Consider the following 15,718-nt stretch of genomic DNA (forward strand, 5'->3'; position numbering starts at 1 on the left):
CGAAAACAGCGAATGAAAACCATTTCCTTAATTGGAGCGCCAACCGATGTCGGCGCAAGTGTCAGAGGCGCGGGCATGGGGCCTGACGCATTGCGTGTGGCAGGTCTGAACGAGGCTCTGACAGCGCGTCATATAAAAGTCATCGATCATGGCAATTTGCATGGTCCTGCCAACCCCTGGGAACAACCCGTCAACGGCCTGCGTCACCTGAAAGAAGCCATAGACTGGAACCAGGCGGTGTATGACGCCGTTGATCAGGCCCTGCGTGACGGCCACATGCCCATGATGCTGGGTGGCGATCATTGCCTGGCAATAGGTTCGATCAGCGCGGTGGCGGCACACTGCCGCCGCGTTGGCAAAAAGCTGCGGGTGCTGTGGTTTGATGCCCATGCCGACAGCAACCTGTCTACCATCAGCCCCACCGGGAATATCCACGGTATGCCTGTCGCCTGCCTGATGGGCCACGGCCCGAAAGAATTAATTAATTATGGCGGTCACACACCAGCCATAGAACCTGCCGACATCCGCCTGATAGGCATACGCAGTGTGGATGACGGTGAACGACGTTTCATCCACGAAATGGGCATGCAAGTCTTCGACATGCGCTATATCGATGAATATGGCATGCGCAACGTCATGTCTTCAGCCCTCGCCAATCTCGACAGCAATACCCATCTGCATGTGAGCTTTGACCTCGACTGCCTCGACCCGGGCATCGCCCCCGGTGTCGGCACCGCCGTACTGGGCGGGCCCAGCTATCGCGAAGCCCAGCTGTGCATGGAAATGGTCGCCGACACCGGCTTGCTGGCATCGCTGGACGTGGTAGAACTGAACCCTGCACTGGACATACGCAACCAGACCGCCGTATTGGCAGTGGATTTGATCGAAAGCCTGTTTGGCAAATCTACCCTGGTCAGGATGTGAGCATCAACAGGCTACGAAAACTGCAACAGTTGAAACAATTACTTAGAGGCTGTTGCGAAATTAAGATGGCTAGGCGTCGTCGCCGCAGACAGTACTTTAGTACGGCAAGGCGACGCAACAACGCCAGGTTAATTTCGCAACTGCCTCTTAAATGGAATTGCCATCACACGTAACAGTTGCTCATCTTTTGGATAGGCATCAGGTTCATGCACCCCAAGTGCATCGGGAAGTGAACCTGGGTGATAATCAAAGCTGCCAAACAATTGATCCCAGATGGTGACAACTGCAGCATAGTTTTTACCTTCGTTGAAAGCTGAGCTATGGTGGTAACGATGCAGTTCAGTACCCATGAACAGGTAGTTCAAATAGCCTGCCCTGACATCCACATTGAAGTGTGAAACCAATCCCTGAAAACCCGTCAGCACCGCAGCAGCAAAGATGGCCTCTTCTGAAAAACCAAGAAACACAGGCGGCAGCATCAGTATCGCCCTGACATAGGCCCCATTGATGGGATGGCCGACCACATGCATGAAGACATAGACTTGCTGCGGCAGATGATGTGCCACATGCGTCTTCCACAGCCACTGTCCCAACCGGCCTTGTGCCTCGTGGCTGTAACGATGTACCCAGTACCAGAGAAGGTCAGAAATTAAAATAGCGATGCCAGCCTGCGCCCACCAGGGCAGCCAACCCGTATCGTGCAATTTGGGTAAAGCACTCCAGCGCGTCAGTGCAGTCAGACAGAAAGCAGTAGCAGCCAGGGCCGCACCATTGACCAGCATCATGGGAATATCTCTGCGTAAAAAACTACGCCAACTCATGGACCAGTCTGCTCTTGCCGGCATGACCCATTCCAGAAAAAGCATGATGCCTATGGTCGCTCCCAAATAAATGGAATAAGCCTGCCTGGGCACGCCCAGCATTTTCATGGTGTTCATGTAAATGAAGGCCAGCGTCATCAGCAAGCCTAGAGGATAAAACCAAAACTTGATGAACCGGGTGAAATAATCCCGCACAAAACCAGATTTCGGTTCGTGCGTGTAGCCTTTGGCTGATGAGGTTTGCATGTTTTTTACTCCACTGTAAGTAGTATTGTTTGCGCGTTGCTGCCATGGGTAAAACGCAGTTTTTCAAAGTTGGGCATGCCTGAAAACAGCCTTACCCTGAAACCATTTGAAAACCCCAGTGCTTCGACTGGCAAACCAAAGAAGTTGTGATCGACGGTCCCGTTATCGTTAGCATCGTGAAACACGACCACCGCGTAATCACCTGCGGGCAGTGCTGTAAACAGAAAACTACTTTGCCCTTCATTGATAGTTGCACTTAGTTCCAGTTGCCCCTTCCTGGTGACTTCATTTCCTGGCCGGTAGAGCCTGGCAATTGCATGTCCTTTACTTGTTTTAAACCCGTTCGCGATGACCGTCAGGTTGCCATTTGCATCCTGAGCATTCGCGACACTGCTGGTCATGAGCAAGCTAAGCACTACACCAGTCGAAAAAAAAGAAACCTGGCGCAGTTTTGCGGCGATTTGTCTGTAAGTCGTGTTTGTCATCATGTACTTGTCTGAAATTGGACAGGCGTCCATAATCGCAAGCAAATGGAGTTGACCGAAGAACCAAATTCCATTCCGCGCCCATTTACAGACGTTTCCGCCCTTATTGTTCAGGAAGTCGCACCATGCCCGTACAGACAGTAACTGATCGCCGGATACTAAAAACCAGACTGGCTCTGCGCGAAGCGTTGCTCAGTTTGCTGACTGAATGTGGATGGGACGACCTCAGCATCCAGCAAATTTGCGAACGCGCGAATGTCGGACGTTCCACGTTTTATCTGCACTTTGAAAGTAAAGACGCCCTGCTTTCAGAAAGCCTGAATGATTTACGGGATGCATTGACTACCCATGCCAACATGCACACTCCAGTCCAGGGCTTTGCTTTCTTGCCTGGCTTGCTGGCACACATGGAGGAAAATCGACGGGTATTCAGAAACGTCATAGGCCGTCGTAGCGGCTATGGCGTTGAACGTCGATTCCGGGAAATGGTATTTCAATTAATAGAACATGATCTGGCAAAACAGAATGTTGCTGAAATCCAGCGCCACATGCAGGCGCGCTACATCGCAGGCGGGATAGTTGATTTAATGGCCTGGTGGGTAGATGCGCCCGAAGCACCGACAATGAGTGAGCTGAAGCAATTTATACTGGAACACATTGCACGACAATAATCGGGCTTGACCACTGTGCAAGCAAATAGACGGGGTGATTTGTAAGGTTTTGCCGTGTAACCATGACATAACTCAAGTGAATGCCGACTTGACTTGACGCCAAAATCCTTACTCCCTATGATACGTTCAGTGAAATTACCGTTCTACCCATGAAATTATCCCATCCATCCCGCTTGGCGGCAGTGTTTGTTGCACTGTTCAGCATGCTGTTCATGCAGCTTGCCCTGGCTTCGTACGCCTGCCCGGGTATGACGATGGAAGGTGGTCAGGACAGTGCCCGGACATCCTTATCCGCAGACATTGAATCGATGCCCGGTTGTGAAGGAATGGACAAGGAACAGCCTGGTCTTTGCCATGCCCATGCCCAGAACGAATGGAGCAAACAATCGCTCGACAAGCCATCAATGCCTGACGTGCAGGCATTTACACCTGCAGGCATGGTATTGGTGGTAGAGGTCGCTGATTTCACGGCGACCATGCCGCAAACAGCGACTTTCTCCCGCTTGTTGAGCCATACGACAGCACCTCCGATTGCCATACGCAACTGCTGTTTCCGTATTTAAATTTCCAGATAGCCCGTTCTGACCGGCACGCTTATCAGTGTGTCTTGTTATCTATTGCTGTCTGGAGTTTCCATGTTATTTTCTTTCGTCACCCCACATCGTGGGCGGCCACATCCTGTTCGTATTGTCGCACTTGCAGGCATACTGGCTTTATCTCCATTTTTATCTCCATTTACTGCTCTGGCGCTTGATCTTCCTCTGACGCTGGGGCAAGCACAACAGCTGGCTGTGACACGGTCCCGACAACTGAATGCGCAAGATCTGGCGGTCACTGCTGCGCGCGAAATGGCGATCGCCGCTGGCCAGCTGCCTGACCCGGTACTGAAGGTCGGCGTCGATAATCTGCCAGTCAGTGGTGCTGACCGTGGCAGCCTGACCAGTGATTTCATGACCATGCGCCGCGTTGGCATCATGCAGGAAATCACCCGGGCAGACAAACGGCAGCTACGCGCCGAACGCTACGATCGCAGCGCTGACAAAGCACTCGCAGAAAAGACCACAACCATCGCAACCATCCAGCGCGAGACAGCAGTCGCCTGGCTGGATCGCTATTTTTCTGAGCAAATGTTGGCTGTGGTGACGGAACAGATACAACAGGCAAAACTGGAAATCGAAGCTACCGAAGCTGCGTATCGCGCAGGCCGCAGCAGTCAGGCAGATGTGTTTGCAGCACGCGCTGCACTCGCCATGGCTGATGATCGCGCCAGCGAATTTAAAAAGAAACTAAAAAATGCCACAACCACATTAGCTCGCTGGACTGGTGATACATCCGATACCCCACTATCCGGAAAACCTAATGTCGACAATATCGAATTAGACAGAATGTCGCTGGAGACTTCACTGGCGCATCATCCCCAGATTGCCGTACTGAACAGGCAGACAGAAATTGCAGAGACCGATGCCAGGCTGGCTGCAGCCAATAAAAAATCTGACTGGACCGTAGAAGTGGCATTCCAGCAGCGCGGACCTGCCTATTCGAATATGGTATCCATCGGCCTGTCCCTGCCTTTCCAATGGGACCAAAAGAACCGGCAAGACCGGGAGCTGTCGTCCAAACTGGCCATGCTGGAACAATCCAGAGCTGAACGTGACGAAATGTTGAGAGCCCATATTGCCGAAACCCAAATCATGATAGACGAATGGCAAAGCAACCGCGAACGTGTCACCCGCTACGAGCATGAACTAATCCCGTTGGCAAGGGAACGTAGTCAGGCGGTGATGGCTGCCTATCGGGGTGGCAAGTCCAGTCTCAATGATGTATTGGCAGCCCGCCGCAATGAACTCGACACCCAGTTGCAAACGCTGCAATTACAAGCCGACGCTGCCCGTCTGTGGGCACAACTGAATTTCCTGATTCCTGTCGACACCATGAACAAGGATATGCCATGAAAAACAAAAACATCATCATTGCGCTTGCCGTCACCAGCGCTTTTGTCATCAGCGGTTATGGCTTATATCAATTCGGTCTCAGGCAGGGAACACAAGCCGCTTCCAATGCAACAAACAATGCTGCAACGACGAAAAACAGTGGCAACGACAGGAGGGTTTTGTACTGGCATGACCCAATGGCCCCGGGTCAAAAATTTGACAAACCGGGTAAATCACCCTTCATGGATATGCAACTGGTACCGGTGTACGCTGATAGTGTCGATGATGCCAATAGCGCAGATCAGGGCAGTGTCAACATCAGCCCGCGCGTACAACAGAATCTGGGTATCCGCATCGCCGAGGTCAGCAAAGCTAATCTGGTTTCCCCTGTGAGCACTGTCGGAACCGTTGCTTATAACGAACGCGATGTCGCCCTGGTACAGGCGCGCAGCAACGGCTTCGTCGAAAAACTCTATGTACGCGCCCCCCTGGATACAGTCAGGAAGGGACAGCCGCTGGCAGAACTGTATGTTCCGGATTGGGTCGCAGCACAGGAAGAATACCTGACGGCTCGACACATGCAAGCTGCAGGCATCGCAGATTTGCAAGAAGCCGCCCAGCAGCGTATGCGGCTTGCCGGAATGAATGATGAGCAGATTCGTCAAGTAGCCAACAGTGGCAAAGTGCGCCCACGTATCACCATTACTGCACCAGTCAGCGGGGTAGTCTCAGAGTTGACGGCGCGCGAAGGCATGACGGTGATTACAGGTGCCTCATTATTTCGTATCAATGGTCTTGCCACGATCTGGGTCAATGCCGATATACCGGAGAACCTGGCTGCTCAGGTACGTCCTGGCAATAGTGTGGAAGCACGCACACCCTCTTTACCTGGCGTGTCCTTCCAGGGCAAGGTCAGCGCCATCCTGCCGCAAGTCGATACCACCACCCGCACCTTGAAGGCACGCATAGAGCTGGCGAACCCCAATGGCGCGTTGGTGCCCGGCATGTTTGCCACACTGAACTTTAATTCTGGATTACACAAAGATGTCTTGCTGGTACCGACTGAAGCAGTGATTGCAACCGGAACGCGCCATGTGGTGATGCTGGCCCAGGGCGAGGGCAAATTCATGCCTGTCGATGTTGAAATCGGCGCAGAAGCAAGTGGCCAGACGGAAATTCGCAAGGGTTTGGAAGCAGGGCAAAAGGTGGTCGTTTCCGGTCAATTCCTGATCGATTCCGAGGCCAGCTTAAAAGGAACCACAACCCGCATGGGCGGCACACCAGCAGCGAATGCAACAGAGATGAGCAAAGCGAATGGCACGATACATCATGGTAGCGGCAAAGTTGAAAAAATAAATAAGGATGAAATCACGCTATCGCACGGCCCTATCGCCAGTCTGGGATGGGACGCGATGACGATGGGCTTCAAGCTGCCCGCCAGCGGTTTGCCGCGCAATATAAAAGTCGGTGATACGGTGATTTTTGAAATACGCCAGGCACAGGATGGTAGCTACCAGATTGTCTCCGTTTCGCCAACGGCAGGAGCGCAGAAATGATCGCCAAACTGATACGCTGGTCGATTGCCAATCGCTTTCTGGTCTTGCTGGCTACCCTTGTTATCACCGCATGGGGTATCTGGTCATTGTCCCGCACGCCGTTGGATGCAATTCCTGACTTATCCGATGTGCAAGTAATTATCCGCACCAGTTATCCGGGTCAGGCACCGCAAATTGTCGAAAATCAAATCACCTATCCATTGACGACCACCATGCTGTCGGTGCCCGGTGCCAAGACGGTACGCGGCTATTCTTTCTTTGGTGATTCCTTTGTGTATGTGTTGTTTGAAGATGGCACTGATCTTTACTGGGCGCGTTCACGTGTGCTGGAATACCTGAATCAGGTGCAGTCGCGCTTGCCGCCACAAGCCAAAGCCTCACTTGGCCCTGATGCCACCGGTGTCGGCTGGGTATATGAATATGCACTGGTGGATCGCAGTGGCAAGATGGATTTGTCACAGTTAAGGGCATTCCAGGACTGGTTCCTGAAGTACGAATTAAAATCTGTCCCGAATGTGTCCGAGGTGGCCAGCATAGGCGGTATGGTGCGCCAATATCAGATTCAGCTTGACCCGGACAAGATGCGTGCCTACAACATACCCCATGGCAAAATCATTGAAGCGGTACAAAAGGCCAACCAGGAAACCGGCGGATCAGTACTCGAGCTGGGTGAAGCCGAATATATGGTGCGTGCCTCTGGTTATCTGAAGTCGCTGGATGATTTTCGCAAGATACCTTTGATGACGACAGATGCCGGTGTATCCGTGCGCCTGGGTGATGTGGCACGCATCCAGGTCGGGCCAGAAATGCGGCGCGGCATTGCCGACCTGAACGGTGAAGGCGAAGTGGCTGGTGGTGTCATCATCATGCGATCTGGAAAAAATGCCCTTGAAACCATCAATGCTGTGAAAGTCAAACTGGAAAAACTGAAAGCCAGCCTGCCTCCAGGTGTGGAAGTCGTCACTACCTATGACCGCTCCAGTCTCATCAATCGCGCTGTAAAAAACCTGGAAGAGAAATTGATTGAAGAATTCATTGTGGTGGCCATTGTATGCGCTGTCTTCTTATTCCATTTTCGCTCGGCCCTGGTTGCTATCGTCACTTTGCCAATTGGCATCTTGATTGCCTTTATCATCATGTATTACCAGGGAGTAAACGCCAATATCATGTCGCTTGGAGGTATCGCAATTGCTGTTGGTGCCATGGTTGATGCAGCCGTGGTCATGATAGAGAACGCACACAAGCACATGGAAGCATGGAATCATGCCCACCCAAATGAAAAGCTACAGGGTGAAGCGCATTGGCGGGTGATCGGCGATGCTGCTGCCGAAGTGGGGCCAGCCCTGTTCTTCTCTTTGCTGATTATTGTCCTGTCCTTTATTCCAGTCTTCACGCTGGAAGCGCAGGAAGGGCGGCTATTTTCGCCACTGGCTTTCACCAAAACCTATGCCATGGCAGCCGCCGCATGTTTGGCAGTCACATTGATTCCCGTATTAATGGGTTATCTTATACGTGGAAAGATTCCTGATGAACATAAGAACCCCTTGAATCGCCTGCTGATTGCTTTGTATCGTCCCTTGCTTAACGTGGTACTTAGGTTTCCCAAACTGACCCTGGTGCTCGCTGCACTGATAGCAATCGTTACCGTCTGGCCCCTGGCGCGTCTGGGGGGGGAGTTCATGCCGCCCCTTGATGAAGGTGACCTGCTATACATGCCTTCCGCACTGCCGGGTGCAGGTGCGGGCAAGGTCGCAGAATTACTTCAGCAGACAGATCGCCTGATCAAGACTGTACCGGAAGTAAAAAGCGTATTCGGCAAAGCTGGCCGCGCCGAAACCGCGACTGACCCTGCCCCTTTGGAAATGTTCGAGACCACCATTCAATTCAAGCCCAAGGACCAATGGCGTCCCGGCATGACTACCGATAAGCTGGTGGAAGAGCTGGACCGCATTGTCAAAGTTCCCGGTTTATCCAATATATGGGTGCCACCGATCAGGAACCGTATAGACATGTTGGCGACGGGTATCAAGAGTCCGGTGGGTGTTAAAGTGGCAGGAACAAACCTCAAAGAAATAGACAGGATTACCAGCGATATTGAACGTGCCATCAAAAACGTACCCGGCGTTTCATCCGTCCTGGCTGAAAGACTGAACGGTGGGCGCTACATCGATATTGATATCAACCGCGATGCCGCAGCACGTTACGGCCTCAACATTGCAGATGTGCAAAGCATCGTATCCGCCGCCATTGGCGGTGACAATATTGGTGAAACGATCGAAGGTCTGCAACGCTTTCCCATCAATGTGCGCTATCCACGAGAGGTGCGTGATTCGGTAGAGAAGTTGCGCCAGTTACCGGTACTGACCGAACGTGGCGCACAAATCCGCCTGAGTGATGTTGCTGACATTCGTATCAACGACGGACCGCCCATGTTAAAGAGCGAGAACGCACGCTTGTCGGGTTGGGTATATGTCGATATTCGTGATCGCGACCTTAGTTCAGCAGTCCATGACATGCAAGAAATCGTTGCCAGGGAAGTGAAATTGCCAGCCGGCTATTCGATTGCCTGGTCCGGTCAGTTTGAATACCTGGAACGTGCGGCAGCAAAGCTGAAAATCGTTGTTCCCGCGACCTTGCTGATCATCTTTGTATTGCTGTACATGACCTTCAAGCGTGTAGACGAAGCAGTACTGATTATGGCGACCCTGCCATTTGCTTTGGCTGGCGGAATCTGGTTGCTATGGGCACTCGGGCATAATCTTTCTGTCGCCAGTGGGGTCGGCTTCATCGCTTTAGCTGGTGTATCGGCTGAATTCGGCGTGATCATGCTTTTGTATCTGAAGCATGCATGGGACGACAAATTAAAATTGGGCAAGAACAGTGAAACAGACCTGTTGGAAGCAATACGCGAAGGTGCCGTATTGCGTGTGCGTCCTAAAGCCATGACGGTTGCCGTCATCATCGCGGGCCTCGTGCCTGTCATGTTTGGCCATGGCAGCGGATCGGAAGTCATGCAAAGGATCGCCGCCCCCATGGTGGGCGGCATGATTACGGCACCTTTGCTGTCGATGTTTGTGGTGCCAGCAGTGTATTTACTACTGCGACGCCGACTAGCAGGCGATATCAAAAAATGAGAGAAAAACTTCATGCTTCTTGAAGCATGAACGGACCAAGCACTGTACCGTATGGATTCTTGTTTTCTTCTGATGTGTGCAAAGACAGGACCTTGCCCTTCAATGAGAATGCTGATGATGCATATCAGGATAATGTGGATGTTTATGCCTTACCGGGTGATGCTGGTGTTGATGTACATGTGGTTCTGTGCCATCCCAGTCGGCATCATGTTCATGCTGGTGATGCGTGTCATGCGTATGCTCGTGTGCATGCAACAAGGGTTCATGGGTGTGTTCATGTTCATGGTTTTCAGTCAGGTGCAACCAGATACCTGCCAACATCAAAACCGCCGCCTGCCAGAACATGCTGCCTGGATGTTCGCTTAGCAGGAGTAGCGATACGACTGTGCCTACAAAGGGTGCTGACGAAAAATAGGCACCAGTACGTGCAGCCCCCAGATGCCGCAGTGCCAGTACAAACATGACCAGGCTGAGACCATAGCCAGCAAACCCGATCAGACCAACCGACAGCAAGGTGTTGATATGGGGTGGCTGGTAGCCGAGGAACAAGGCTATGCTCAGGTTGACGGTACCGGCAACCAGCCCTTTGATGCCGGCAATTTGCAAGGCATCACTGGCCGCCACCTTGCGGGTCAGGTTATTGTCAATTGCCCAGCACAGGCAGGCAGCAGTAATTGCCAGCGCGCCCCAGGGTACGCCCAATACCGGTACCTGCTCCCAGGATAAAAGCACACCTGCCACCACAATCAACAACATGCCCAGAAAAATGCGCCGGTCAAAATTTTCCTTGAAAACGAACCAGGCCAGCAATGCCGTCAATACCCCTTCCATATTCAGTAACAGGGAAGTTGTCGAGGCTGGCGTCAAAGTCAAACCAGCCATCAGCAACACTGGCCCGGCGATACCGCCAGTGAGTACGGCACCTGCAAGCCAGGGTAGATCTGGCCGTGTGAGCGGCACTAATTTATCCTGACTGTTACGAGACATAGCAGCACGCAGAATAAAAATCAGCAGCAAACCCAGGCCGCTCCCCAGGTACAAGACACCTGCCAGCATGACAGGGGCGATATCCGCCACCATGGTTTTGGCGAATGGGGTGCTAATGCCGAACAGGATAGCTGCCAGCAACGCGTAAATAACACCTTTGTGCATCAAATGAGCTTTCTATAATTTTTTTAAATAGCCAGACCAGCGCGTCATCAATGACAGCCACTACCGTGGCTGCCAAGGTTGCGTACCGGATGTCCTTCCGCAGTCCCCAGGTTCTGCAAAATACCGCAGTCTTTTGTTGCCTGCGTAGTTTTGCACAAATTGCGCAAGGACTTTAGTTGCAGCTCCAACCCCTTCAACTCTTTGATACGATGGGCAACATGACCAATATGCTTGTCCAGCAAGGCATTGACCTCGGAACAATTGTCTTCCGGCACATCACGGAATTGCAACAATTGGCGTATTTCATCCAGGGTCATGTCCAGTGAACGGCAGTGTCGTATGAATTGCAGGCGTTCTGCATGCACTTCACCGTACAGGCGGAAATTGCCCTGGGAACGGCTGGCCTGGGGCAGCAAGCCCTCTTTTTCATAGTAACGTATGGTTTCCACCAGGCATCCGGAACGCTTTGCCAGTTCACCTATTTTCAATTCCATTACACGACCTCTATAATTTTAATGTCAGTGCTTGACTCTATACCTGCTACAGGGTGTCTAATGCTCACTATACCTCTTTTCCGGAGCAAGCATGGCGAACCAACAACATAAATATTCACATTCTCATTCGCCCCCTCATGTACACCCGCACGCGCATGCCCATCAGCACGCTCATCAGCACGACCATGCGTGTTGTGATCATGGGGATGTCAAAGTGACTGAAGATGCAGAAAATGCAATGGCAGCACCAAATTTGAATGCTGCCGACCTGCCTGCAGGTACTTCCACCGTCATGTACTCGATAGAGAACATGGATTGCCCGACTGAAGAGGGCCTGATCCGTAACAAGTTGTCAGGCATGCCAGGTATCGTCAGGCTTAATTTCAATCTGATGCAGCGCAAATTGACGGTCAGCCATACCTTGGAAACGCAGGAGGCAATTCAAGCTGCCCTGACTTCCATCAGCATGCAGGCGGTGTTGTTAAGTGAAGATGGTCAAAACAGTCAAGACGCGACGGCGATACCGCCAACCAACCCATCCAGAAAATGGTGGTTGCTGGGTGCAGGTGCCATGGCAGCAATTCTTGCGGAAGCTTATACCTATATCGGTAACCCCAAAATAGCCGCTCCCGTCATTCTGCTGTCCGTCTTCGCCATTCTTGTCAGTGGTACCAGCACGTATAAAAAAGGCTGGATCGCGCTAAAGAACTTCAATCTGAACATCAATGCCTTGATGACCATCGCCGTCACTGGTGCAGTTATCATCGGTCAATGGCCCGAAGCCGCGATGGTCATGGTGTTGTTCAGCCTGTCAGAGGCAATAGAAGCCATGTCGCTGGACCGCGCCCGCAATGCCATACGTGGCCTGATGGCGATGACGCCGGAAAAAGCCAGTGTCTTGCAAGTAGATGGAAGCTGGCAAACCCTGGAAGCCAAATCAATAGTCGTTGGCGCAACTGTCCGTGTCGCTCCCGGCGAACGTATCCCCATGGACGGAGAAATAAGCAAGGGACAGTCTTCTGTCAACCAGGCCCCTATCACAGGTGAAAGCATGCCTGTTGCCAAAAGCATTGGTGACAAGGTATTTGCCGGTACCATCAATGAAACCGGTTCTTTCGAATACCGTGTAACCGCAGCACAAACAGACTCCACTCTGTCACGTATCATCCATGCGGTTGAAGAGGCGCAGGGCAGCCGGGCACCGACACAGCGTTTTGTCGACAGCTTTGCCAAAGTGTATACACCCATCGTATTTGTGCTGGCGCTGGGCGTCATGCTCATCCCACCGCTGCTGCTGGGCTTGCCGTGGATGGTCTGGGTTTACAAGGCTTTGGTCTTGCTTGTGATTGCCTGCCCGTGTGCGCTGGTTGTTTCCACCCCGGTGACGGTGGTCAGTGGTCTGGCAGCGGCGGCAAAGGCGGGTATCCTGATCAAGGGCGGTATTTATCTGGAAGAAGGTCGCAAGCTGAAATCACTGGCATTGGACAAAACCGGCACCATCACCCAGGGCAAACCTATTGTCACGGACATCAAGTTGCTGACCGGTGAACCAGACACTGTGCTACAACTGGCAGCCAGCCTGGCAGGTCGTTCCGATCACCCTGTATCAGGTGCAGTGACAGCACATTGGACAGCACAGGAAAATGACACTTCAGTATTTGAAGTCAGCGACTTTGAAGCCATTGCAGGACGTGGCGTCAAGGGCCAGATTGCCGGTAAATGGTATTACCTGGGCAATCACCGCCTGATAGAAGAACTTAAAATTTGCAGCGCAACTACCGAGGCCGTACTGTATGCCATGGAAGCTGACGGCAAAACCGCCGTGATCATCGCCGACGAATACAGGCCACTCGCCATCATCGGTGTCGCAGACACCGTAAGAGAAAGCAGCCGCCAGGCGATTGCAGAATTGCATGCACTGGGTATCCGTACTGTGATGCTGACCGGTGACAATGAACTGACCGCGAAAGCCATTGCAAAAAGTGTAGGGATTGACGATGCCCGTGGCAATCTGCTGCCGGAAGACAAACTGACTGCCATCAACGATGAACTGACAAGCTACGGCACGGTCGGTATGGTTGGTGATGGTATCAATGATGCCCCGGCATTGGCCAAATCCAGCATAGGCTTCGCCATGGGTGCCGCCGGCACTGATACCGCTTTGGAAACAGCTGATGTTGCCCTGATGGACGATGACTTGCGCAAGATCCCGCAATTCATCCGTTTAAGTCAGCGTACTGCAGCTATCCTGAAGCAAAATATTGCGCTGGCACTGGGTATCAAGCTGGTGTTCCTGATCATGGCTGTCATGGGCATTGCCACCCTGTGGATGGCTGTGTTTGCAGATATGGGGGCAAGCCTGCTGGTAATCTTTAATGGGCTTCGTCTGGTACGCGGAGTCAAATAAGACCATCAACATAAAAAAGCCCAAAAGCAAATGAATGCTTTTGGGCTTTTTTAATCAATTGAATCTACCGGCAATATCGCTTACTCAACTGCCTTCACCATGTCTTCAATGACTTTCTTGGCATCACCAAAGACCATCATGGTTTTATCCATGTAGAACAATTCATTGTCCAGACCTGCATAGCCAGAAGCCATGGAGCGCTTGTTGACGATGACGGTCTTGGCCTTGTAGGCTTCCAGAATAGGCATGCCTGCAATCGGTGATTTCGGGTCTTTTGCCGCAGGGTTCACCACGTCATTCGCACCCAACACCAATACCACGTCAGCCTGACCAAACTCGCTGTTGATGTCTTCCATTTCAAATACCTGGTCGTATGGTACTTCGGCTTCTGCCAGCAAGACATTCATGTGACCAGGCATGCGCCCCGCCACAGGATGAATCGCATACTTGACCGTGATGCCTTTGTGCGTCAGTTTTTCTGTCAACTCTTTCAAGGCATGCTGGGCACGTGCTACCGCCAGACCATAACCAGGAACAATGATGACAGTCTCGGCGTTACCGAGCAGGAACGCGACGTCATCAGCAGAGCCGGATTTGACAGTACGCTGAGCCTGATCACCCGTAGCAGCAGTAGCTGCTTCGCCACCAAAACCACCCAGTATCACGTTGAAGAAAGAGCGGTTCATGGCCTTGCACATGATGTAAGACAGAATCGCACCAGAAGAACCCACCAGCGAACCGGCAATGATCAGCATGGAGTTATTCAGCGAAAAGCCGATACCCGCTGCAGCCCAGCCAGAATAGCTGTTCAACATGGACACCACCACCGGCATATCAGCACCACCGATAGGGATGATGATCAGCACACCCAATACAAAGGCAATCGCTGCCATGACGACGAACGGTGCCCAGCTTTGTGTCACGCAGAAGGCAATACCAAAAGCCAGCATGGCAATCGCCAGTATCAGGTTCAACTGATGCTGACCTGCAAAACTGACCGGTGCCCCCTGGAACAGGCGGAACTTGTATTTGCCCGACAATTTACCAAAAGCAATGACAGAACCAGAGAAAGTAATCGCGCCGACAAAAGTACCGATAAACAATTCCAAACGATTACCGAAAGGAATTGGCTGGTCTCTTGCCACGATATTGAATACCCATGGTTCAGACACGACGGCGACGGCAATACACACCGCTGCCAGACCAATCAGTGAGTGCATCGCTGCAACCAGTTCCGGCATCTTGGTCATCTCTACACGCTTGGCGAGGGTGGCACCAATGCCACCGCCAACGACCACGCCGATAATCACCAGGCCATAACCCAGACCTGCACCAGCGCTTTCGTTTTTCAGCTTGACGATCAGGGCAATGGTGGTCGCTACGGCGATTGCCATGCCTATCATGCCGAAGCTGTTACCACGGCGTGCCGTCGATGGATGGGACAAACCCTTGAGGGCCTGGATGAAGCAGACGGATGCAATCAAATAGAGCATCGTTACCAGATTCATGCTCATTATTTGTCCTCCTTCGGTGCTTTAGGCTCTTTCTTCTTGAACATTTCCAGCATCCTCTGGGTGACCAGAAAACCGCCGAATACGTTCACTGCCGCCAGTGCCACGGCAAGGGTGCCCATGACCTGGGCCAACGCGCCTTCCGTCAGGCCGGCAGCCAACATGGCGCCGACGATGATGATGGCGGAAATGGCATTGGTCACCGCCATCAAAGGCGTGTGCAGGGCCGGTGTTACTGTCCACACCACATGGTAACCGACATAAATTGCCAGTACGAAGATGATGAGGTTGGTAAGGGTATGACTAACTTCCATAATGTCCTCTCTTTAATTGGATTGAGACATGCAAATCGCTATGACATCAAGCTACTTTTTTAAAGTCGCTTT

At 52.1% G+C, this 15,718-nt stretch carries 13 protein-coding genes; 7 read left to right on the forward strand and 6 right to left on the reverse strand.

Features of this window, described 5'->3' with window-relative positions:
* Window positions 1–12 precede the first annotated feature (12 nt).
* Window positions 13–924, forward strand: coding sequence for an arginase (rocF, locus tag AC1RVX_RS10260; RefSeq protein ID WP_493216488.1), 912 nt, complete (start codon window positions 13–15; stop codon window positions 922–924).
* Between the two features lie 128 nt (window positions 925–1,052).
* Here the strand turns inward: rocF and AC1RVX_RS10265 are convergent, their stop codons facing one another.
* Window positions 1,053–1,991 carry a sterol desaturase family protein gene (locus AC1RVX_RS10265; RefSeq protein ID WP_493216489.1) on the reverse strand — a complete coding sequence of 313 codons (939 nt, stop codon included), beginning with the start codon at window positions 1,989–1,991 and terminating at the stop codon, window positions 1,053–1,055.
* 5 nt (window positions 1,992–1,996) lie between these two features.
* Complete coding sequence (locus AC1RVX_RS10270) at window positions 1,997–2,479, reverse strand: DUF2141 domain-containing protein (protein ID WP_493216490.1); 483 nt, start codon at window positions 2,477–2,479, stop codon at window positions 1,997–1,999.
* A 122-nt stretch (window positions 2,480–2,601) separates the two neighbouring features.
* Between AC1RVX_RS10270 and AC1RVX_RS10275 the strand changes: the two genes are divergently transcribed.
* The 5 genes from AC1RVX_RS10275 to AC1RVX_RS10295 all read left to right on the forward strand — a co-directional run bounded on the left by AC1RVX_RS10275 (window position 2,602) and on the right by AC1RVX_RS10295 (window position 9,768).
* Window positions 2,602–3,147: a TetR/AcrR family transcriptional regulator gene (locus AC1RVX_RS10275; RefSeq protein ID WP_493216491.1), complete on the forward strand. Its 546-nt coding sequence runs from the start codon at window positions 2,602–2,604 to the stop codon at window positions 3,145–3,147.
* A gap of 149 nt (window positions 3,148–3,296) precedes the next feature.
* The gene (locus AC1RVX_RS10280; protein ID WP_493216492.1) at window positions 3,297–3,710 is read left to right on the forward strand and encodes a hypothetical protein; all 414 of its coding nucleotides are present in this window, start codon (window positions 3,297–3,299) and stop codon (window positions 3,708–3,710) included.
* Between the two features lie 72 nt (window positions 3,711–3,782).
* Window positions 3,783–5,099, forward strand: coding sequence for a TolC family protein (locus AC1RVX_RS10285; protein WP_493216493.1), 1,317 nt, complete (start codon window positions 3,783–3,785; stop codon window positions 5,097–5,099).
* Window positions 5,096–6,634, forward strand: a complete 1,539-nt coding sequence (locus AC1RVX_RS10290; RefSeq protein WP_493216494.1) for an efflux RND transporter periplasmic adaptor subunit — start codon at window positions 5,096–5,098, stop codon at window positions 6,632–6,634. Before AC1RVX_RS10285 ends, AC1RVX_RS10290 begins: the two co-directional genes overlap by 4 nt.
* Complete coding sequence (locus tag AC1RVX_RS10295; RefSeq protein ID WP_493216495.1) at window positions 6,631–9,768, forward strand: efflux RND transporter permease subunit; 3,138 nt, start codon at window positions 6,631–6,633, stop codon at window positions 9,766–9,768. The genes AC1RVX_RS10290 and AC1RVX_RS10295 overlap by 4 nt, the downstream gene beginning before the upstream one ends.
* A gap of 99 nt (window positions 9,769–9,867) precedes the next feature.
* Here the strand turns inward: AC1RVX_RS10295 and AC1RVX_RS10300 are convergent, their stop codons facing one another.
* Both AC1RVX_RS10300 and cadR read right to left on the reverse strand, forming a co-directional pair.
* Complete coding sequence (locus AC1RVX_RS10300; RefSeq protein ID WP_493216496.1) at window positions 9,868–10,920, reverse strand: DMT family transporter; 1,053 nt, start codon at window positions 10,918–10,920, stop codon at window positions 9,868–9,870.
* Window positions 10,921–10,967: 47 nt separating this feature from the next.
* Window positions 10,968–11,414, reverse strand: coding sequence for a Cd(II)/Pb(II)-responsive transcriptional regulator (gene cadR, locus AC1RVX_RS10305; RefSeq protein ID WP_493216497.1), 447 nt, complete (start codon window positions 11,412–11,414; stop codon window positions 10,968–10,970).
* Window positions 11,415–11,652: 238 nt separating this feature from the next.
* Here cadR and AC1RVX_RS10310 point away from each other — a divergent pair, with 238 nt between their 5' ends.
* The gene (locus AC1RVX_RS10310; RefSeq protein ID WP_493216498.1) at window positions 11,653–13,821 is read left to right on the forward strand and encodes a heavy metal translocating P-type ATPase; all 2,169 of its coding nucleotides are present in this window, start codon (window positions 11,653–11,655) and stop codon (window positions 13,819–13,821) included.
* Window positions 13,822–13,901: 80 nt separating this feature from the next.
* Here the strand turns inward: AC1RVX_RS10310 and AC1RVX_RS10315 are convergent, their stop codons facing one another.
* Both AC1RVX_RS10315 and AC1RVX_RS10320 read right to left on the reverse strand, forming a co-directional pair.
* The gene (locus AC1RVX_RS10315; RefSeq protein ID WP_493216499.1) at window positions 13,902–15,335 is read right to left on the reverse strand and encodes an NAD(P)(+) transhydrogenase (Re/Si-specific) subunit beta; all 1,434 of its coding nucleotides are present in this window, start codon (window positions 15,333–15,335) and stop codon (window positions 13,902–13,904) included.
* On the reverse strand, window positions 15,335–15,646 hold the full coding sequence (locus AC1RVX_RS10320; RefSeq protein ID WP_493216500.1) for an NAD(P) transhydrogenase subunit alpha part 2: 312 nt from the start codon (window positions 15,644–15,646) through the stop codon (window positions 15,335–15,337). Before AC1RVX_RS10320 ends, AC1RVX_RS10315 begins: the two co-directional genes overlap by 1 nt.
* Window positions 15,647–15,718: the final 72 nt, after the last annotated feature.

This window comes from Undibacterium sp. GW821-FHT11B02 (assembly GCF_058808955.1).

What these genes read in the sequence shown, in the direction of transcription:
- AC1RVX_RS10265 (WP_493216489.1), bottom strand. Translation starts at nt 1,991, where the DNA reads ATGCAAACCTCATCAGCCAAAGGCTACACGCACGAACCGAAATCTGGT.
- rocF (WP_493216488.1), top strand. Translation starts at nt 13, where the DNA reads ATGAAAACCATTTCCTTAATTGGAGCGCCAACCGATGTCGGCGCAAGT.
- cadR (WP_493216497.1), bottom strand. Translation starts at nt 11,414, where the DNA reads ATGGAATTGAAAATAGGTGAACTGGCAAAGCGTTCCGGATGCCTGGTG.
- AC1RVX_RS10275 (WP_493216491.1), top strand. Translation starts at nt 2,602, where the DNA reads ATGCCCGTACAGACAGTAACTGATCGCCGGATACTAAAAACCAGACTG.
- AC1RVX_RS10270 (WP_493216490.1), bottom strand. Translation starts at nt 2,479, where the DNA reads ATGATGACAAACACGACTTACAGACAAATCGCCGCAAAACTGCGCCAG.
- AC1RVX_RS10290 (WP_493216494.1), top strand. Translation starts at nt 5,096, where the DNA reads ATGAAAAACAAAAACATCATCATTGCGCTTGCCGTCACCAGCGCTTTT.
- AC1RVX_RS10300 (WP_493216496.1), bottom strand. Translation starts at nt 10,920, where the DNA reads ATGCACAAAGGTGTTATTTACGCGTTGCTGGCAGCTATCCTGTTCGGC.
- AC1RVX_RS10285 (WP_493216493.1), top strand. Translation starts at nt 3,783, where the DNA reads ATGTTATTTTCTTTCGTCACCCCACATCGTGGGCGGCCACATCCTGTT.
- AC1RVX_RS10280 (WP_493216492.1), top strand. Translation starts at nt 3,297, where the DNA reads ATGAAATTATCCCATCCATCCCGCTTGGCGGCAGTGTTTGTTGCACTG.
- AC1RVX_RS10295 (WP_493216495.1), top strand. Translation starts at nt 6,631, where the DNA reads ATGATCGCCAAACTGATACGCTGGTCGATTGCCAATCGCTTTCTGGTC.
- AC1RVX_RS10320 (WP_493216500.1), bottom strand. Translation starts at nt 15,646, where the DNA reads ATGGAAGTTAGTCATACCCTTACCAACCTCATCATCTTCGTACTGGCA.
- AC1RVX_RS10315 (WP_493216499.1), bottom strand. Translation starts at nt 15,335, where the DNA reads ATGAGCATGAATCTGGTAACGATGCTCTATTTGATTGCATCCGTCTGC.
- AC1RVX_RS10310 (WP_493216498.1), top strand. Translation starts at nt 11,653, where the DNA reads ATGGCAGCACCAAATTTGAATGCTGCCGACCTGCCTGCAGGTACTTCC.